This is a genomic window from Pyxidicoccus trucidator, from assembly GCF_010894435.1.
In the GTDB taxonomy this organism is placed as follows: domain Bacteria; phylum Myxococcota; class Myxococcia; order Myxococcales; family Myxococcaceae; genus Myxococcus; species Myxococcus trucidator.
On sequence record NZ_JAAIXZ010000005.1, the window covers coordinates 138,089 to 156,286 of the forward strand.

At 72.1% G+C, this 18,198-nt stretch carries 13 protein-coding genes and 1 tRNA gene; 8 read left to right on the forward strand and 6 right to left on the reverse strand.

Annotation, left to right across the window (positions count from 1 at the left end; all coding sequences use genetic code 11):
• Nucleotides 1-24 precede the first annotated feature (24 nt).
• Nucleotides 25-954 (reverse strand): GDP-mannose 4,6-dehydratase, encoded by a 930-nt coding sequence (locus tag G4D85_RS16440; protein WP_164012987.1) that lies wholly within the window; start codon nt 952-954, stop codon nt 25-27.
• The gene (gene gmd / locus G4D85_RS16445; protein WP_164012989.1) at nt 955-1,929 is read right to left on the reverse strand and encodes a GDP-mannose 4,6-dehydratase; all 975 of its coding nucleotides are present in this window, start codon (nt 1,927-1,929) and stop codon (nt 955-957) included.
• Between the two features lie 142 nt (nt 1,930-2,071).
• Between gmd and G4D85_RS16450 the strand changes: the two genes are divergently transcribed.
• From G4D85_RS16450 to G4D85_RS16460, 3 genes are all read left to right on the forward strand, one after another.
• Complete coding sequence (locus G4D85_RS16450; RefSeq protein WP_164012991.1) at nt 2,072-3,337, forward strand: myxosortase-dependent phytase-like phosphatase; 1,266 nt, start codon at nt 2,072-2,074, stop codon at nt 3,335-3,337.
• A 55-nt stretch (nt 3,338-3,392) separates the two neighbouring features.
• Nucleotides 3,393-5,207, forward strand: coding sequence for a bifunctional metallophosphatase/5'-nucleotidase (locus G4D85_RS16455; protein ID WP_164012993.1), 1,815 nt, complete (start codon nt 3,393-3,395; stop codon nt 5,205-5,207).
• Nucleotides 5,208-5,433: 226 nt separating this feature from the next.
• Entirely contained in the window at nt 5,434-5,820 is a 387-nt protein-coding gene (locus tag G4D85_RS16460) for a hypothetical protein (protein WP_164012996.1), read from the forward strand.
• A gap of 198 nt (nt 5,821-6,018) precedes the next feature.
• Here G4D85_RS16460 and G4D85_RS16465 read toward each other — a convergent pair whose 3' ends face one another.
• From G4D85_RS16465 to G4D85_RS16480, 4 genes are all read right to left on the reverse strand, one after another.
• Entirely contained in the window at nt 6,019-8,796 is a 2,778-nt protein-coding gene (locus G4D85_RS16465; RefSeq protein WP_164012997.1) for an Hsp70 family protein, read from the reverse strand.
• A gap of 25 nt (nt 8,797-8,821) precedes the next feature.
• Nucleotides 8,822-10,684: an Hsp70 family protein gene (locus tag G4D85_RS16470; RefSeq protein WP_164012999.1), complete on the reverse strand. Its 1,863-nt coding sequence runs from the start codon at nt 10,682-10,684 to the stop codon at nt 8,822-8,824.
• 61 nt (nt 10,685-10,745) lie between these two features.
• Complete coding sequence (locus G4D85_RS16475) at nt 10,746-11,372, reverse strand: DUF2760 domain-containing protein (protein ID WP_164013001.1); 627 nt, start codon at nt 11,370-11,372, stop codon at nt 10,746-10,748.
• A 105-nt stretch (nt 11,373-11,477) separates the two neighbouring features.
• Nucleotides 11,478-11,553, reverse strand: a tRNA-Ala gene (locus G4D85_RS16480).
• A 207-nt stretch (nt 11,554-11,760) separates the two neighbouring features.
• Between G4D85_RS16480 and G4D85_RS16485 the strand changes: the two genes are divergently transcribed.
• The 5 genes from G4D85_RS16485 (at nt 11,761) to G4D85_RS16505 (ending at nt 18,183) form a co-directional block, all read left to right on the forward strand.
• Nucleotides 11,761-14,148: a tetratricopeptide repeat protein gene (locus tag G4D85_RS16485; RefSeq protein WP_164013003.1), complete on the forward strand. Its 2,388-nt coding sequence runs from the start codon at nt 11,761-11,763 to the stop codon at nt 14,146-14,148.
• 326 nt (nt 14,149-14,474) lie between these two features.
• On the forward strand, nt 14,475-15,359 hold the full coding sequence (cyoE, locus tag G4D85_RS16490) for a heme o synthase (RefSeq protein ID WP_164013005.1): 885 nt from the start codon (nt 14,475-14,477) through the stop codon (nt 15,357-15,359).
• Between the two features lie 27 nt (nt 15,360-15,386).
• Nucleotides 15,387-16,376, forward strand: coding sequence for an ABC transporter ATP-binding protein (locus tag G4D85_RS16495; protein ID WP_164013007.1), 990 nt, complete (start codon nt 15,387-15,389; stop codon nt 16,374-16,376).
• Nucleotides 16,373-17,242, forward strand: a complete 870-nt coding sequence (locus tag G4D85_RS16500) for an ABC transporter permease (protein ID WP_164013009.1) — start codon at nt 16,373-16,375, stop codon at nt 17,240-17,242. Before G4D85_RS16495 ends, G4D85_RS16500 begins: the two co-directional genes overlap by 4 nt.
• A gap of 86 nt (nt 17,243-17,328) precedes the next feature.
• Complete coding sequence (locus G4D85_RS16505) at nt 17,329-18,183, forward strand: carboxypeptidase regulatory-like domain-containing protein (protein WP_164013011.1); 855 nt, start codon at nt 17,329-17,331, stop codon at nt 18,181-18,183.
• Nucleotides 18,184-18,198 lie beyond the last annotated feature (15 nt).

Genomic DNA, 18,198 nt, shown 5'->3' on the forward strand with positions numbered 1-18,198 from the left:
GGGGCCACGGGGCTCCACGCGGCGTCAGCCGGCGCGGGCCGGCACCTTGGGGCCGAGCACGTCGCGCAGCGCGTCCGTCACCGTCAGCTTCGGCGTCCAGCCCAGCGCCCGCAGCTTGTCCGGCGCGCCGACGAGGCTCGGGATGTCCGAGGGCCTCAGCCGCGCCGGGTCCAGCTCAATCCGCGCATTCACCCCGGCCAGCGCCAGCATCTCCTCCAGCAGGCTGCGGATGGTGCGGCCCTCGCCGCTGCAGATGTTGTAGGCCTGCCCAGCCTCGCCCTTCAGCAGCAGCAGGCGGTACGCCTCCACCACGTCGCGGACGTGGGAGAAGTCGCGCACGGCCTCCAGGTTGCCGGTGCGCAGCACCGGGTCCACCGTGCCCAGGCCGATGGCGCGAATCTGCGACGCGAAGGAGGGCACCACGAAGGTGGGGTCCTGTCCCGCGCCCAGGTGGTTGAAGGGTCGGGCCATCATCACCTCCAGCCCGTAGCTGCGGTGGAACTGCACCCCCGCCAGCTCCGCCGCGGACTTGGAGGCCGCGTAGGGGCTCAGCGGCACCGCGGGCGTGGTCTCGTCGGCGCGCGTGCCCTCGGGCACCGGGCCGTACACCTCGCCCGAGCCCACCAGCACCACCCGCGTCTTCGGAGCGGTGTCGCGCAGTGCCGTGAGCAGGTGCACCACCCCCATCGTGTTCACCGCGAACACGCGCGAGGGGTTGTTGTGGCTCTTGGCCACCGAGCTGAAGCCCGCGAGGTGGATGACCCCCTCGGGCTTCGCCTCGGCGACGGCGGCCTTCATCGCCGCCTCGTTGGACACGTCGAAGTGGAGGGCGCTGCTGTTGATGCCCTCCCCGCGAGGCCCATGCGCCTCCACCACGTCGTCACCGGCCGCGCGCAGCATGGCGCACAGGTGCCGGCCGACGAAGCCGTCCGCTCCGGTGACGAGGATGCGCATCTACCGCTGCCCCGCCTTCACCCGCTCCAGGTCCGCGTCGACCATCATCTCCACCAGCTGCTTGAAGCGCACGGTGGGCTCCCAGTCGAGCTTCTTCTTCGCCTTGGCGTAGTCGCCGATGAGCAGGTCCACCTCGGCGGGGCGCACGAAGGCCGGGTCGATGTGCACGTACTTCTGGTAGTCCAGGCCCACGCGGCCGAAGGCAATCTCCACCAGCTCGCGCACCGTGTGCGTCTCGTTGGTGGCCACCACGTAGTCGTCCGGCTCCGGCTGCTGGAGCATGCGCCACATGGCGTCCACGTAGTCGCCCGCGAAGCCCCAGTCGCGCTTGGCGTCCAGGTTGCCCATGGGCAGCTTCTCCTGGAGGCCCAGCTTGATGCGCGCCACGTTGTGGGTGACCTTGCGCGTGACGAACTCGAGGCCCCGGCGCGGGGACTCGTGGTTGAAGAGGATGCCGCTCACCGCGAACAGGCCGAAGGACTCGCGGTAGTTCACGGTGATGTGGTGGCCGTACGCCTTGGCCACGCCGTACGGGCTGCGCGGGTAGAAGGGCGTCTCCTCCGTCTGGGGCACCTCCAGCACCTTGCCGAACATCTCGCTGGAGGACGCCTGGTAGAAGCGCACCTGCGGGCGGGTGTGGCGGATGGCCTCCAGCATCTTCGTCACGCCCAGCGCGGTGAACTCACCCGTGAGGACGGGCTGGTTCCAACTGGTGGGCACGAAGGACTGCGCCGCCAGGTTGTAGACCTCGTCGGGCTTGACCAGGTTCAGCAGCGCCGCCAGGGAGAACTGGTCCAGCAGGTCGCCCTGATGGAGCTGGATCTTCCCGTGCAGGTGCTGGATGCGCTCGAACTTCTCCTCCGAGGACCGGCGCACCATGCCGTGCACCTCGTAGCCCTTCGAAAGCAGCAGCTCCGCGAGGTAGCTGCCGTCCTGCCCCGTGATGCCCGTAATCAGTGCGCGCTTGGTCGCCATGGTCTTTTTCTATGTTCGCTGGAGGACGCGGGCGTTCTACCCGAGGCTGTTCTTATAGCCAACCGTTCCCACGGACTTCGTACTTGAAAGGCACACCTCCCGTGACAAGGTAGGTGCTCCCAAGACGCTCAAGGAGCCAGTCATGCGCAATCCATTTCCCCTGGCCCTGGTGGCGCTGCTCGCGAGCGCGTCCGTGTCCGGGCAGCCGGTCTCCGTGGTGCCCACTTCGCAGACGGACGTAGAGGTCGCCGCCGGAGCCAATGCCCTTCGGGACGTGGCACTCTGGGTGAACCCGGATGGAGGCTCGAGCCTCATCTTCACGGCGTACGACAGCGTCAACTCGGGGCTCGTCACCTATGGCCTGAATGGGGACCGGCTGGAGCTGGAGGCGGACGGGCCCACCCGCGGGCTGGCCGTGCATGACGGCTTTCCGCTGGCCGGGGGCAACCAGACGCTGTTGCTGTCGGCCCAGGCTGGCAGGGTGATGGCCTACCGGCTCTCCACCCTGGCCTCGGACCGTGTGCAGCCCATCGGTCCCGTGGCCTTCGACGTCTCGGGCTCGGGCCTGCAGTCCGTGGCGCTCTATCGCAGCGCCGCTTCGGGCCGCTTCTACGCCTTCAGGGCCTCGGAGCGGTTCATCGACCAGTTCGAGCTGAGCGGGGCGGATGGAGGCGTGTCGGGCACCCAGGTGCGCAGCATCGACACGCGCGTCGGCACCGCCTTCGGCACCATCGCCGGTCTGACGGCGGACGAGGACACCGGTTCCCTGTTCGCCATGGTGTCCGGTCAGGGACTCTTGCGCTTCGGCGCCGAGCCCGACGCGGGCAGCGAGGGGCGCGTGGTGGCGGCGGCGGACGGCGGGCAGCTCTCCACGACCATCGGCCGGGTGGGCCTGTACCGCGCGGGGAGCAGCGAGGGCTACCTCATCGCCGCCGACCGGGACGCGAACGCGTTCGTCGTCTTCGAGCGCCGCTCGCTCGCCTTCATCGGCGCGTTCCGCGTGGCGTCGAATGCGGACGCCGGCATCCGCGACGCGGTGGACGGACCGCTCGCCCTGTCGGTGACCTCGCTGCCGGTGGGTGCCACCTTCCCGGATGGCCTCTTCATCGCGCACGACAGCGTGGCCGGCCCGGAGAACCTCAAGCTCGTCTCCTGGCCGGCGGTGGCCAACGCCTTCGACCCGCCGCTGCGCATCGACACGCGGCAGGACACCGACGGCGGGACGGATGGAGGCACGGGGAGGGACGCCGGTCCCGTGGTGGGCGGGCCTGAGCCGCTTCCCTCCAACCCCATCACGATTCCCGATGATGGCGACGGGTGCTCCTGCGCCTCGGCTTCCGTTCCCGCGACGGCGCTGCTCGGGCTGCTCGCCCTGGCGATGACGGGTCGTCGGCGTCGCCGGAGCTGAAGGGAGCTGAAGCGCGTTGCCAGGGCACACGGGAGGCGCTGAAGTGCGCGCCTCCATGCGTTCCCCGCACCCCGTCCTCTTCGTCCTGGCGGCCCTCGCCGCTTCCTGCGCCAGCACTCCTCCCACGGCCCCGGCTCCCGAAGCCGGCCCCACCGCGAGCGCCGCGCTGGGCGGGCCCGTGCGGCTCACCCTGGTGGGCCTCAACGACTTCCACGGCCAGGTGGAGCCCCACCGCACGCCCCTCAAGGACGGGCAGGTGGTGGAGGAGGGTGGGGCGGCCACCCTGGCGGCCTACGTGGCCCGGCTGCGCCAGGACAACCCGGGCGGGGTGCTGCTGGTGGACGCCGGGGACCTCTTCCAGGGGACGCTGCCGTCCAACCTCACCGAGGGCGCCGTCGTCATCGACGTGTACAACCACCTGGACGTCGCCGCGGCGGCCATCGGCAACCACGAGTTCGACTACGGGCCCGTGGGCCCCGGCGCCATGGCGACCCGCCCCGGCGATGACGCGCTGGGGGCCCTGAAGGCCCGCGTCCGCCAGGCCCGCTTCCCGCTGCTGTCCGCCAACCTCCGCGAGGCGGCCACCGGCCAGCGCCCGGCGTGGACGGGCAATGACGGCACGCGCCTGCTGACGGTGAAGGGCGTGAAGGTGGGCCTCGTGGGGCTCACCACCGAGGCCACTCCCGACGTCACCAACCCCGCCAACGTGGCCTCGCTGCGCTTCCTTCCGCTGGCGCCCGCCGCGATGGAGGGGGCCCGCTCCCTGCGTGCGCGCGGCGCGGAGGTGGTGGTGGCCGTGGCGCACGCGGGGGGCAGGTGCCCGGACCTGAAGAACCCACGCGACACGTCCAGCTGTGAGCGGGGGGGCGACGCGGAAATCCTGACCATGCTGGACGCGCTGCCGCCGGGCACGCTGGACGCGGTGGTGGCGGGGCACACGCACCAGCCCATGGGCCACTTCTTCGGCGGCGTGCCCGTCATCGAGACGTCCGGTCAGGCGCGCTCGCTGGGCGTGGTGGAGCTGTACGTGGACCCGGCGAGCCGGCGCGTGCTGACGGAGCGCACCCGCATCCAGGCGGCCATTCCCCTCTGCGCCCAGGTGGACGCGACCCGCGGCACGTGTGACGGGCGCCGCCTGCGGGAGCAGCCCGCGGTGCGCCTGGTGCCGGCCACCTTCCTGGGAGCGCCCGTGGTGCCGGACGCGGAGGTGACGCGGCTGCTGGCCCCGGCGCTGGCGACCGCGCGCGAAGCCCAGCAGCGCGCGCTGGGCGTCTCCGCGGCGACGCCCCTGGCGCGCGGCTACACGGCGGAGGGCGCGCTGGGCAACCTCATCGCGGATGCCCTGCGCGAGGCGGCCGGTGCGGACGTGGCGGTGATGAACCCCGGCGGCATCCGCGCGGATCTGCCCGCAGGCCCGCTGTCCTTCGGCCAGGTGTACGAGGTGCTGCCCTTCGACAACACCGTGGCGCTGCTCCAGCTCACCGGCGCGGAGCTGCGGCGCCTGCTGGAGCTGGCCCATGCGTCCGACCGGGGCGCCGTCTTCGCCGTCTCCGGGCTGGAGCTGACGCTGGCGCGCTGCCCGGGGCCCCAGCGGTTCCAGGGCGCCACCCTGGTGGGTGGCACCGCGCTGGCGCCGGGGAAGACCTACCGGGTGGCGGTGCCGGACTTCCTCGCGCGGGGGGGCGATGGCGTGGGCCCCGTCACCCGGGCGCTGCCTCCCGAGCGCGTGGACCTCACGCCCGTGCGCGACATGGATTTGCGCGAGGCCGTCATCGCCTACGGGAAGGCCCGTGGCGGCACCCTCCAGGCACCTCCGCTGGGGCGTGTGCGCTACATGGGTGTCGCGGACTGTCCTGGCGCGTCGCGCTGAGGGAGCCCGGGCCGAAAATTCAGCTCGGGTGTGATCCGCTGGGACTGAACGAGGAGAGCCAACCCGGCGAAAGATCAGCGGAAACGCGCCAGGGCCCGATTTTTCGGCCTTGGATCAGTTTTCAACGGGAGGAAGAGTCCCTAGTCTAGGGCAGGCGAGCGCTTGAACCGAGGTGGCCCTTGGCTGGGCCTGCGAGTGCGGGCGCGCGTGAGTGGGAGGGACCGACATGCTTTACAAAGTGACCCCGATGATGGCGCCGCCTGCGCCTGACAAGGCCAAGCAGCGTGAACCGGGGCAGGGTCAGCCGCGGAAGCGGCGCAAGTCCGCGGTCTACGACGCGGATGGCCACGAGGTGCTCATCTCGCTGATGTGCATCAAGTGCAGGACCCTGAAGCCGCTGGCGCAGTTCGGCCTGCGGAAGATGGCGGATGGCGCCATCCGCAACCAGCCCTGGTGCCGCACGTGCCGCTCGGGCGCGGGCACCAAGAAGCCGAAGGCCGGCCAGGAAGCCGCCGCGAAGGCCCCCGAGGCCCCGCCGGTGCTCCAGGTGGTCGCCGGCGCGGGTGACGCCGCGGAGACTGTCGTCGCTCCGCCCGTCGCCGCACAGGGTTGAGCTGATCCACCGTTGAGCCACACTCCCGCAGGGTCGGGCTCACCGCACCGACCCGATGGGAGTGATCCGACCACGAGCAGCAACCTCACGCCCCGGTAGCTCCGGGCCCTGGGTTCGCCGGGTCGTCTCCGTTTCAGCGCAGGCCGCCCGGGTGGGCCTTCTCCACCGCCGTTGGCCTGCACCCGGACGGGAGCCCGATCAGGACAGGCGCAGGCCCGCCGGCAGCGTGTCACCGAGCGCCCGGGCCTCGTCCGCCTCCTCCAGCGCCAGCACCTCGCGCACCATTCGCACCCAGGCCTCGGACGCCTTCGCCGCGACCAGGGCCTGCGCCGTGCGCTCACGCAGGGCGGGGTCCAGGTCCCGGGTGCGGTCGCCGGTGAGCCGGGCCAGCTGCGCCGCCGCGAAGGGAGCGCCGTCCACCTTCCGCAGATCCAGCTCCAGCAGCAGCGTGAGCCACGCCTCGGCCGTCTCCACGTCCACCACCTTGTGGCTGCTGCCGTAGAGCGGCACGCGCGCACCCAGCCGGCCCAGCGCCCAGGCCCAGGGGCCACCGGACTTCGCCTCGGCCTTCAGCCGCGCGGCAATCCACCGGCCCACCTCCGACTTGTCTCCGGGCGACAGGTGCTCCAGCGAGGCCACCGTGCGGACCATCTCCTCCAGCCCCTCCGGTTGGATGCCCTTGAGCTTCCCAGCGGGCGGCGCGTCCGGCGGCACCCTCCGCGCTAGGTGCGGCTGGAGGTACGCGTACAGCTTCTGCTGCTGCGCCTCGGTGAGGCCGCCGGCGATGCGGCGCCACATCACCCAGAACTCCGTCCACACCGCCTTGTCCGTGTGGTGCTGCACCAGCGCGTCGAAGAGGCTGAAGGTCTGCTCCGCGCGCCAGCCGTCCAGCGGGTAGCCGAAGCCCGGGCGCAGGCTGAAGCCGGTGAGGCTGTAGAAGACGCGCTCGTGGTCCTCCGTGCGGCGCCGCTTGCTGGCGCCCGCGTACAGCGTGCTCCACATCTCGCGCAGCACCGGCACGCGCCACGTCTCGCGCGGGCCCAGCGCCTTCTCCATCGTGCGTCCCAGCTGCTTCACGTCCTTGGGGCCGATGGGCAGGGGCTTGTTGCCGTAGACGCGCTCGATGTTGTCCTTCGCCTCGACGAAGCGCGCGGGCATGGACTCGGTGACGGTCAGCTCGTGCGAGCCGCCCGTGCCGCGCAGCTCGAACTCCAGCCGCCACCGCTCGTCCGCCACGTTGGAGACGCAGTACAGCTCCAGCGTGCCAATCTCCGTCAGCGCCGCCTGAAGGTGCACGGGCACCTCGGCCACCTTGCCGGACGCGCCCTTGAGCAGGGTGTGGATGGGGGGCAGGGGCTTGAGGTCCTCCGCCAGCGGGACGAGGTCTCCCGGCTTGTCGATGCGGTCGCTCGTCGTGGAGAAGACCTGGAACTGCACCGGCCGCCCCAGGGTGAGCGTGAAGGGGCGCTCGCCCAGGTCCACCTTCTGTCCCTCCTCGAAGCCACGGGGGATGAGGCACAGCGCCGGCTGCTCCGCGCTGTCCGCCGGCCGCTGCAGGCCCACGTAGTACGCGCGCGCCGCGCCACCGCCGATGCGCAGGCCATGCCCGCGCCGCACCAGCCCGTAGTACGCGGCACCCCGCGCCACCGCCAATTCCAGCGACTCATGGCGCAGCAGGGGGATGCGCGGCGCGCCGGGCCACCATGCGGAGAGGGCCTCCACCAGCCGCGCGGAAATCTGGGGCGAGTTGAAGACGCCTCCATTGAGGAGGATGGCGTCGGGGCGGGGCAGGGCGCCCTCGGCCGGAGCCGTCTCCCCCAGCGCCGCGAAGCCCGCCGCCGCGTGCTGCGCGAGGAAGGCCGCCAGGTGCCGTGTCACCGCCGCGTCCTGCACGTACGGCAGGCCCAGCTCCTGGAGCGCCATGCGCGCGGCGCGGCGCGGGCGCTCGGTGGGGCCGGTGGCGGGGAAGAAGCCGTCCAGCACCAGGGCCTGCGCCTCGTCGCGCAGCAGCTCGGTGGAGAGCGTGCCGCCCAGCAGCCGGCTGCCTTCGCTCACCAGGGAGACGCCGTACTTCTCCGGGGGTACGTTGCCCAGCAGCGCCTCCTTCGCGGTGCGCGCGGCCTGGATGGCCTGCGTCCACTGCGTGGCGGACAGGCGGCGGCCGTCGGTGAAGAGCTTCTCCTCCACGCGGCGGGCCAGGGCGGCGTCCATGTTGTCGCCACCCAGCAGCAGGTGGTCGCCCACCGCGAGGCGCCGCAGCATGGGGCCCTCGGGAGAGACACCCGCGTGCACCAGCGTGAAGTCCGTGGTGCCGCCGCCCACGTCCACCACCAGCACCAGCCGGACGTTGCCGAGCGTCTGCTCCAGGCCCGTCCGGTGGCGCGCGGTGTAGTCGTAGAAGGCCGCCTGCGGCTCCTCCAGCAGGGTGAACTTCTCAAGCCCGGCCTTGCGCGCGGCGCTCACCGTGAGGGCGCGCGCCGCCTCGTCGAAGGAGGCGGGGACGGTAATCACCACCTCCTGCTTCGACAGGGGCGCGTCCGGGTGCGCGAAGTCCCACGCGCGCGCCAGGTGCGTCAGCAGGAGGGCGCTGGCGTCCACCGGGGAGAGCTTCCGCACGTCCGCCGGAGCACCCCACGGGAGGATGGGCGCGGAGCGGTCCACGCCCGGGTGGCACAGCCAGCTCTTGGCGCTGGCGATGAGCCGCCCAGGCACGCGGGCGCCCTGCCAGCGGGCCAGCTCTCCCACCACCCACGCGCTGCCGTCATCGCCCCAGGGCAGCTCGAGAGACCCGGCGGCCAGCTCGTGGCCCGCGGGCACGTACACGGTGGAGGGGAGCAGCGCGCGGGGCGCCACCTCTCCCTGCCGGACGAGCTGGGGAATCGGGAAGTCCTCCACGGGCGCGCCCGCGCCCTTCGTGGGGTCCACGGATGCCACCGCGCAGTGGGTGGTTCCCAGGTCGATTCCGACGATTCGCATACGCCTCCGGTTGACGGGCGGCTTTCTACTCCTTCATGCGGACGTTGAGCTCCAGCTTCCAGCGTCCCGGGCCGTCCTTCTGCAGGCAGCGCAGCTCCAGGGTGCCCACCTCCGTCACCGCCGCCTGGAGGTTGACGGGCGTCAGGTCGCCAAAAGCCGACGGCTTGCCGGGCATGGTGGTCTCAATGGGCGCCAGCTCCTCCAGCGCACCGCCGGCCAGCTCGCTGTCCACGTCCTCCAGCATGACGCCCACCTTGTCGTCGCGGCGGACGGACGAGGAGAAGAAGCGGAAGCTGGTGGGCTCGCCGGTGACGAGGCCGAACTCCTGCGGCGGCACGTCCGCCTGCGTCCCTTCCTCCATGCCGAAGGGGGCCACGCAGAGCGCCTTCACGGGCGGCTCCATGCCGGGCACGGCGGGCATCGCCGTCTCCACGCCCACGTAGTAGGCGCGGGCGGTGCCGCCGCGGATGCGCAGGCCGTGGCCCTGGCGCACCCAGCCGTAGTACGCGGCGCCGCGCGCCACGGCGAGGTCCAGGTCCGCGCCCTCCAGCTCCTTGGCCGGCTGGCCGCCGTCGGCCTCCAGCCACGCGTTGAGCACCTCCATGACGCGCGCCTTCAGCGGACCGGCCTTGAAGACGCCGCCGTTGAAGAGCACCGCGGTGGGGTGGAGGAAGGCCTTGCCGCTCACGTCCACCGGCGCGTCCTGGCTGGCCGCGAGCGCCTGGGCCTGCCGGGTGAGGAAGGCCGCGAGGTGCCGCGAGACGCCCGGGTCCTGCGCGTAGGGCAGCGCCATCTGCGCCAGGCCCGTGCGGCGCGCGGTGCGGGGCAGCTCGTCCGCGGACGTCACCGGGAAGAAGCCGTCGGTGAGGACCCGGTCCAACTCCTCGCGCGTCAGCTCCGTGCGCAGCGTGCCGCCGATGAGCGACGAGCCCCGGCCGGGGATGGAGATGGGCGCCCGCTCCATGGAGGGGTCGCCGTACAGCGTCTCCTTCGCGTGCCGGCAGCCGTAGGTGAGGGCGTTGAACTGCCACGCGTCCAGCTTCTTGCCCTCCGCCGTCAGGCGCTGGTTGAGCGTGTGCGCCAGCGCCAGGTCCATGTTGTCACCGCCCAGCAGGATGTGGTCGCCCACCGCCACGCGCAGCAGCTCCAAGTCACCCTCGCGGTCCCTCACGGTGATGACGGAGAAGTCCGAGGTGCCGCCGCCCACGTCCACCACGAGGATGACCTCGCCGGGCTGCACCTGCTTGCGGAAGTTCTCCCCCATGGCCTCCAGCCACGCGTAGAGCGCGGCCTGGGGCTCCTCCAGGAGGGTGATGTGGTGGAGGCCCGCCGCCTTGGCGGCCTCCAGCGTCAAGTCCCGGGCCGCCGCGTCGAAGGACGCGGGGACGGTGACGATGACGTCCTGCTCGGCCAGCGCGTTGCCGGACTCCTCCCGGGCGCGGGCGAAGGTGGAGTCCCACGCCTCCTTCAGGTGGCGGAGGTAGCGCGCGGACGCATCCAGTGGCGACACGCGCTGGACTTCTTCCGGGGCCTGCCAGGGCAGCAGCGCCGCGCGCCGGTCCACGCCGGGGTGGGACAACCAGCTCTTGGCGGAGGACACGAGGCGCGTGGGCACCTTGGCGCCGTGCGTGCGGGCGAACTCGCCCACAATCGTGCTGGCCTCCGGGTTCCACGGCAGCCCGAGGCTGCCGGCGGGGAACTCCTGGCCGGAGGGCAGGTAGAGGAAGGACGGCAGCAGCGGGCGCGCCTCCACGGTGCCGGGCGCTGTGAGCTGGGGGATGGGCAGCATGGACTGCGCGGGGCCCCGGGGCTTGCCCTCCTCGAGGTTGAAGTAGGACACCGCGGAGTGCGTGGTGCCAAGGTCGATGCCGATGGAATAGCGGGCCATATCGGACGTGAACTCCTGGGGGGCTCCCCTTTGTTCGCTCAGCGGGACGGCGGCGCGGCGGTCAGGCGAGCTCGACCTCGGCGGGCGCCAGCACGCGCGGGTCCAGCGCCGGGCTCACGGAGGGGAACTTCACCTCCGTCGTCACCCAGCCGTGGTGGCGCAGCGTTCCGTTATAGGGAGGCTGGCCGGCCACGTTTCCGGTGAGGCGGGTGCGCTGGGCGTCGAAGCCGGGGGGCACCGTGACGCCGTCCCCCTCCGACTGGGGCAGCACGGGCTTCAGGGTGAGGTATTGGTTCACCACCTTACGGCAGCCCTCATGGACGATGCGGGCGGCGGCTCCCACCTCGGCATCCGAGAAGGCGGCCACGTTCTCCTGGAGGAAGTCCACGAAGCGGCCCTCGCGCTGGAGCATGCCCAGCAGGGAGAGGGCGCTGGCGTGCTCGCGCTCGGGCGGCGGGGCGGGGGGCGGCTCGGGGGCCTTCACCACCGCCGGCTTGGGCGGCTCCTTCGGAAGGGCAGCGGGCGAGGAGCCGCCTGCGGGGAGCTGGGCGAGCTGGCCTGCGTCATAGGCCCGGCTGGCCGGCAGCACCGCCTGGGCGAACTCGCGGGACACGAGGCAGCGCCAGAAGCACAGCCAGGCGAGCCAGAAGCGTGCGAAGAACGACAGGGAGGCGGACGGGTCGGTCATCGACTCCGGATAACAAAGCCCGCCTGCTTTGCAATTCAGCAGTTCGAGGGATGTGCCCCAAATGCAAAGGGCCTCACGGTTGCCCGTGAGGCCCTTCGTACTTCATGGTGGAGGTGGACGGGATCGAACCGACGACCTTCGCATTGCGAACGCGACGCTCTCCCAACTGAGCTACACCCCCACAACCGGACTGCTGACTGCCTGCCTGCCTGCTGCGCCCCGGCGGTGTTGGGACCGACGAAGTGGATGGGCTAGTACCGGAGCCCTTTCATGCTGTCAAGCGCAAGGAGCCAACTAGAATTCCTGCGATTGACGTGCCGCGCAGCGGGTGCCATAAAAACCCCTCGTCTCAGGCGTATCCTTCCCGCCCGCTTCACCTCCCCCGGTAATGTCTATCTCCCCCTCGAAGACGTTGAGCCCGGCCGAGCTCGCGAAGTTGGAGCACGCCTTCGCCTCCGACCCCTCGTCCGCCGCCTACAAGCCCCTCGCCGAAGCGTACCTGAGCATGGGTCGCTTCATGGAGGCGATGGTCGTCTGCAAGAAGGGGGTGAAGGCGCATCCGAACGCCTCCGACCCACGACTGCTGCTCGCCCGCGTCTACGCGGAGCAGGGCAAGGACAAGAAGGCGCTGGAAGAGGCGCTCGGCGCGCTGCAGGCGCAGCCCGAGGACAAGGCCGCCCTGCGCATGGCCGGCGCCCTTCAGTTGAAGACGGGCGAGGCCGAGCCCGGCAAGGCAAACCTCCTCAAGGCGTACGCGGCGGACCCGGGTGACCCGGACACCGTCACGCTCCTCCAGCAGTACAAGATTGACCTGCCCCGGCCGGCGGCCCCGGCGCCCGTGGCCGCGCCGCCGGTGCTCGCGCCGACCGCGCCTCCGGCCCCGTCCGCCACCCAGCAGTCCGCCGCCGCCCTCGCGAGTGTCGCGGCGACGGGAGGGACCTCCTCGCAGCCGTCCGCCACGCCGAGGACCGCCCCGGCGGCCCCGCCGCAGCGCGCCCCCGGTGCCGGCAACGCCGCCCGGGGCGAGGCCCAGCCGGCCCGTCCCGCACCCCAGCCCCGCCGCGCGCCGGTGGTGGTGCAAGAGGTGGACGAGGACGATGACGACGAGGTGTCGTCCTCGCGGCGCCGCCCGGCCTCGGCAGGGCGCGGTCAGAGGACGGTGACGATGGCCCTGGTGGCGGGCATCGTCCTCTCCCTCGGCGGCTACTACTTCTACTCCAAGCACTCGACGGAGACTGCCCGCGCGCTGAAGAAGTCGCTCGACGGGGCCAGCGCCCTGCTCAAGCACGACTCGTTCGACAGCTACAAGAAGGCGAGTGAGGCGGCGGACCAGGCGCTGGAGGTGGATGCCGACTCCACCGTGGCGCACGGCTACCTGGCCTACGCATACGCCATCCGCTGGGGTGAGCACGGCGGTGGTGACGACGCGCGCCGCAAGGCCGAGGAGCACCTGGCCGCGGGCAAGCAGGGCAAGGACGTCAGCTCGCACCTCATCGCCGCCGAGGCGCTCATCCTGACGTACGGGGGCAAGGGCAAGGAGGCGCTGGGCAAGCTGGAGGAGACGGTGAAGGGCCTGGACGCGCAGGGCCGCTCCAGCTCGCTGCTCTATCTGACGCAGGGCCTCATCCAGATGAACGCGGGCGACATGGAGCGCGCGCGGGACAGCCTGGAGCGCGCGCAGGTGCTGTCGCCGGACGACCCGCGCATCTACGCGAGCCTGGGTGCGGTGTACCGCCGGCTGGGCCAGGACAACACCGCCTGGAAGAACTACGACTTCGCCCTCCGGTACGAGAAGGACCACCCCGAGTCGCTGCTGGGCCGCTCGCTGCTGATGCTGGAGCAGGACGCCCCCAACTACGGCCTGGTCCACACCATGCTGAAGAAGCTGCTGGAGTCCGACCCGCCGCCGTCGCCGCGCCAGCTCGCGGCAGCGCACCTGGCCCGCTCGCTGCTCATCAGTCGCGTGTCGGCGGAGATGGCGGCGCTGAAGCCGGACGTGCAGCAGAAGCTGTCCGAGGCCACCGCCGTGCCCCTGGACAAGGACAAGGCGCGCGCGGAGATGCTCAAGAGCGAGGAGACGGGCTTCGCGCTCGACAAGCAGAACCCGGAGCTGCACCTCATCAAGGGCCGCCGGCTGCGCGCGGAGAACAGCTTCGACGCGGCCGCCGAGGAGATTCGCAAGGCCATCCGCATGGACTCCTCGCGCGCCCAGTTCCACGTCGAGCTGGCCCGCGCCCTCATGAGCAAGCAGGGCGGCGAGAAGGAAGCCGCCGAGGCGCTGGTGACGGCCCTGAAGACGATGGGCGACAGCCCCAAGCTGGTGGTCATGCTGGGCGACGCCTACCGCCGCCAGGGCAAGCTGGACGAGGCCCTCGCCCAGTACCAGCGCGCGGTGAAGGAGCCCAAGGCGAAGAACCCGGAGGCCCGGCTCGCCATGGGTGCCATCTACCGCGAGCGCTCTGACTGGGCGAAGGCCCAGGAGCAGCTGGAGCGGGCGAGCCAGGAGTTCCTCGGCCAGGCGGACCGCGCGGCCATGGCCCTCACCGAGCTGGCCCGCGTCTACCAGGGCAAGGGTGACGCGGCGAAGGCGGACGAGACGTACCAGCGCGCCCTCACCGCCGACGAGGCCTACGGCCCGGCCTACTACTTCTACGCCACCCTGCTGTCGAAGGACGCGAAGCAGGGCCCCAAGGCGAAGATGCTGGCCCAGGAGTACCTCAAGCGCGAGCCGAGCGGCGAGCACGCCAACGCGGCCCGCGCCCTGGCCGGCGGCTGAGGCGACACGGCCGGCTCCCACTCCGGGGGCCATGCCGGACAAGCGGGGCTGATGCGCGCGGGCAGTACGACGCGCGGTCAGCCCCGTCGCCGTTCTTGAAGGCGCCTCCGGTGGGCGGTATGCCCAGGGCGTTTGCCTTCCCGAGCGCACCAGGACGTGAAGTGGGGGCCGGAAGGCCTCCTGGGCTGGCGGGGTTGCCCGCCGGGCGGCCGTCCGCCGTCGTCACGCCGGGGCGCCGTGTCCTTGCCCACCCCCCGGTGGTGCCTGTATGGGAAGGCCGTTACCGCGCCGGCAGCCCGCCTGTCGCGCCCTGCCCTGGAGTCTGCGTGAGCGCGCGTGCAGAGACCGTGTCGACGACCGCGTCCGACCTGATCTCCCTGACCAAGCCGCGCCTGTCCAGCCTGGTGCTCATCACCACGGCGGGCGGCGTGTTCCTGGCCCCCGGCTCGCTGGCCACGCCGAGGGCGCTGGTGACGCTGCTGGCCACGGCCGGCACGGTGGGCGCGGCCAACGCGCTCAACTGCTACTGGGAGCGGCACAGCGACCAGTTCATGGCGCGCACCCGCAACCGGCCGCTGCCCGCCGGGCGGATGGAGCCGTCGGTGGCGCTGTGGTTCGGCATCTCCCTGGCGCTGGTGTCCCTGCCGGCGCTGGCGCTGGGCGCGAATCTACTGACCGCGGGCCTGGGCCTGCTGGCGCTGCTCAGCTACGTGCTGGCCTACACGCCGCTGAAGGCGCGCACCTCGGCCGCCATGCTGGTGGGCGCGGTGCCCGGCGCGCTGCCCCCGCTGATGGGGTGGACGGCGGTGACGAACGTGCTGGACGCGGGCGGCTTCGCCCTCTTCGCCATCCTGTTCCTCTGGCAGATGCCTCACTTCATCGCCATCGCCCTGTTCCGCAAGGAGGAGTACGCGGCGGCGGGCCTCAAGTCCGTGCCGCTGGAGCGGGGCGACGAGTCGAGCCGCGCGCAAATCGTCCTCTACCTGGTGGCGCTGATTCCCATGTCGCTGCTGCCCTTCCAGCTGAACATCTCCGGGCCGTGGTACCTGGCGTCGGCGGTGGTGCTGGGGCTGAGCTTCCTGGGCCTGGGGGCGTGGGGCTTCTTCCGCCGGCTCGGGAAGCCCTGGGCGCGCCAGACGTTCTTCTATTCGCTCATCTACCTCACCGGTCTGTTCGTCGCGATGACGCTCGACCGCATCCCCCGCGGCTAGCGCGGGGAGCCCGGGGGGACACCGCCCATGCCTGACACCTCGGTCTCCACCCCGCCCGCACCGCTGCTCCAGATTGAAGGGCTCACGCGGCGCTTCAAGGGCCGCACCGCCGTGGACGGGCTCTCCCTGTCCGTGCGGCCGGGCGAAATCCTGGGCCTGCTGGGGCCCAACGGCGCGGGCAAGTCCACCACGTTCCAGGTGCTGGCGGGGCTGCTCGCGCCGGACGCGGGCGAGGTGCGCTTCGCCGGGCGCGTGCTGGCGCTGAGCGACCCGTCCCTGCGGCGGCAGATGGGCATCATCTTCCAGCGCAGCAGCCTGGATGACCTGCTCACCGCGCGGGAGAACCTGATGCTCGGGGCCCGGCTGTACGGCCTGGACGGCGAGCGGGCGCGCGCGCGGGTGGAGGCGATGCTCGCGCTCATCGACCTGGCGGACCGGGGCGACGAGCGCGTGTCCACGTGGTCCGGAGGCATGCGCCGCCGGCTGGAGCTGGCGCGGGCGCTGGTGCACCAGCCGCGCGTGGTGCTGATGGACGAGCCCACGCAGGGTCTGGACGAGGCGGCCTTCCGCGCCTTCTGGGCCCACCTGAAGCGGCTGCGCGACAGCGAGGGCGTCACGGTGCTGCTCACCACGCACCGCGCGGACGAGGCCGAAGTGTGTGACAGGCTGGCGGTGCTGGACGCGGGCCGGCTGGTGGCCTGCGACACGCCGGCGGCGCTGGCCTCGCGCATGGGCGGGGACATCCTCACGCTGGAGGCGCTCGAGCCGGAGACGCTGGCGCGCGAGGTGCGCGAGCGGCTGGGGCTGGACGCGAAGGTGGTGGAGGGGCGGGTGCAGGTGGAGGCCGCGCAGGGCCATGCGCTGGTGCCACGGTTGGTGGAGGCCTTTCCGGCCGGGCGGCTGACCTCCGTGTCGCTGCGCCGGCCCACGCTGGCGGACGTGTTCCTCCAGCTCACCGGGCGCGCCCTGGGGGCGGACAGGCCCACCGCGGAGCCCGCACCGAGGAAACGCCGATGAACGCCAAGGCTTCCGCCGCCCCCCAGCCCCTCGAGGTCCCTCCCGCGGTGGAGACGCGGGTGCCGGCTCCCGTGGCGCCCGGCTCGTTGGCGCTCCAGTGGGCCACGGTGCGCGTGCTGCTGGTGCGGGACGTGGTGCGCTTCTTCCGCCAGCCCAGCCGCGTGGTCGGCGCGCTGGCGCAGCCCATCCTCTTCTGGTTCGTCATCGGCTCCGGCTTCGCGGGCTCGTTCCGCGTGGAGGGCGCGCAGGGGCTGGGCTACCAGCAGTTCTTCTTCCCCGGCGTCGTCACCATGGTGCTGCTGTTCAGCGCCATCTTCGCGACGATTACCGTCATCGAGGACCGGCGCGAGGGCTTCCTCCAGGCGGTGCTCGCGGGCCCCGGCTCACGGCTGGCGGTGGTGCTGGGCAAGGCGCTGGGCTCGTCGGCGATTGCGCTGATGCAGGCGTCGCTGTTCCTGCTGCTGGCCCCGCTGGCCGGGGTGAGCGCGGCCACGTTGAACCTGCCGCTGCTGCTGACCGTCATGGTGCTGTCGGCGCTGGCGCTCACCGGCATGGGCATGTCGCTGGCGTGGTGGGTGCGCTCCAGCGCGGGCTACCACGCGGTGATGAGCATCGTCCTGCTGCCCATGTGGGTGCTGTCGGGGGCGATGTTCCCCCTGAAGGGCGCGGGCTCGTGGCTGGCGTGGGTGATGCGGGTGAACCCGATGCGCTTCTCCGTGGAGGGCGTGCGGCGCGCGCTGTACGGCGCGGAGGCGGCGGTGGCCGTGGGCCCCACGTCCGTGGCGGGCCTGGAGGTGCCGGTGCTGCTGGCCTTCGCCACCGTATTCGTGGGCCTGGCCGCCTTCAGCGTCAGCCGCCGCGAGTAGGCGGGGCGCCTGCGGCTTGGACATGCGGCGCCCCATTCAGTACGACGGGGGCGGATGATGAACCTGTTTACCGAGGAGACTGCACGATGACGCTGCGCACGCTCGGCCTGACGCTGCTGGGAACCGCGGGCCTGCTGGTCCTTCCCGCCTGCCAGAAGGAGGAGGCGGCGACTGCTCCGGCGACTCCGGTGCCCGCGGCTCCGGCGCCCGCCGCGCCCTCGGCTGAGCCAAAGCCCCATGCGGCCAGTCCCATCCAGGAGCCCGGTGCGCAGGGCCCCGCGCCTACCGTGCCCGAGGGCCGGGGCGTGGTGCGTGGGGCGGTGACCTTCACCGGTGCGGTGCCCGCCGCGGCCGACGTCCCGCCCAGCAATGACCCTGCCTGCGAGGGCATGTCGACCCAGGACGCGTCGGTGCTGGTGAAGGACGGGAAGCTGGCCAACGTGCTGGTGCGCGTGCGCGGCCAGGTGCCGGGCGCGCCGCCCGCGCCGAGCACCCCGGTGATGGTGGACCAGACGAAGTGCACCTACGTGCCGCGCGTGCAGGGCGCCGTCTCGGGCCAGCCGGTGGCCTTCAAGAACAGCGACGGCACGCTGCACAACGTGCGCGGCATGGTGGGGACGAAGTCCGCCTTCAACATCGCGCAGCCGCCCTCGGGCGCGCCGGTGCAGAAGCCCGTGCCCGCCGACGCGGACGTGCTCAAGCTCAAGTGCGACGTGCACCCGTGGATGACGGCGTATGTCGTGACCAACCCGAACCCGTACTTCGCCACGACGGGGGAGGATGGGGCGTTCAGCCTCCAGGGCCTGCCCGCCGGGACGTACACGGTGGAGGCCTGGCACGAGTCGCTCGGCACCAAGACGGCCGAGGTCACCGTGAAGGATGGCGCTCCGGCCGAGGTCTCGTTCGCGTTCGCCGCGACGGACGCCTCCACGAAGAAGTGAGGATGTCGCTGGCGC

Bases quoted from the DNA above. Each gene is read 5' to 3' on its own strand.
- G4D85_RS16440 (WP_164012987.1), bottom strand. From the start codon at position 954: ATGCGCATCCTCGTCACCGGAGCGGACGGCTTCGTCGGCCGGCACCTG.
- gmd (WP_164012989.1), bottom strand. From the start codon at position 1,929: ATGGCGACCAAGCGCGCACTGATTACGGGCATCACGGGGCAGGACGGC.
- G4D85_RS16450 (WP_164012991.1), top strand. From the start codon at position 2,072: ATGCGCAATCCATTTCCCCTGGCCCTGGTGGCGCTGCTCGCGAGCGCG.
- G4D85_RS16455 (WP_164012993.1), top strand. From the start codon at position 3,393: ATGCGTTCCCCGCACCCCGTCCTCTTCGTCCTGGCGGCCCTCGCCGCT.
- G4D85_RS16460 (WP_164012996.1), top strand. From the start codon at position 5,434: ATGCTTTACAAAGTGACCCCGATGATGGCGCCGCCTGCGCCTGACAAG.
- G4D85_RS16465 (WP_164012997.1), bottom strand. From the start codon at position 8,796: ATGCGAATCGTCGGAATCGACCTGGGAACCACCCACTGCGCGGTGGCA.
- G4D85_RS16470 (WP_164012999.1), bottom strand. From the start codon at position 10,684: ATGGCCCGCTATTCCATCGGCATCGACCTTGGCACCACGCACTCCGCG.
- G4D85_RS16475 (WP_164013001.1), bottom strand. From the start codon at position 11,372: ATGACCGACCCGTCCGCCTCCCTGTCGTTCTTCGCACGCTTCTGGCTC.
- G4D85_RS16485 (WP_164013003.1), top strand. From the start codon at position 11,761: ATGTCTATCTCCCCCTCGAAGACGTTGAGCCCGGCCGAGCTCGCGAAG.
- G4D85_RS16495 (WP_164013007.1), top strand. From the start codon at position 15,387: ATGCCTGACACCTCGGTCTCCACCCCGCCCGCACCGCTGCTCCAGATT.
- G4D85_RS16500 (WP_164013009.1), top strand. From the start codon at position 16,373: ATGAACGCCAAGGCTTCCGCCGCCCCCCAGCCCCTCGAGGTCCCTCCC.
- G4D85_RS16505 (WP_164013011.1), top strand. From the start codon at position 17,329: ATGACGCTGCGCACGCTCGGCCTGACGCTGCTGGGAACCGCGGGCCTG.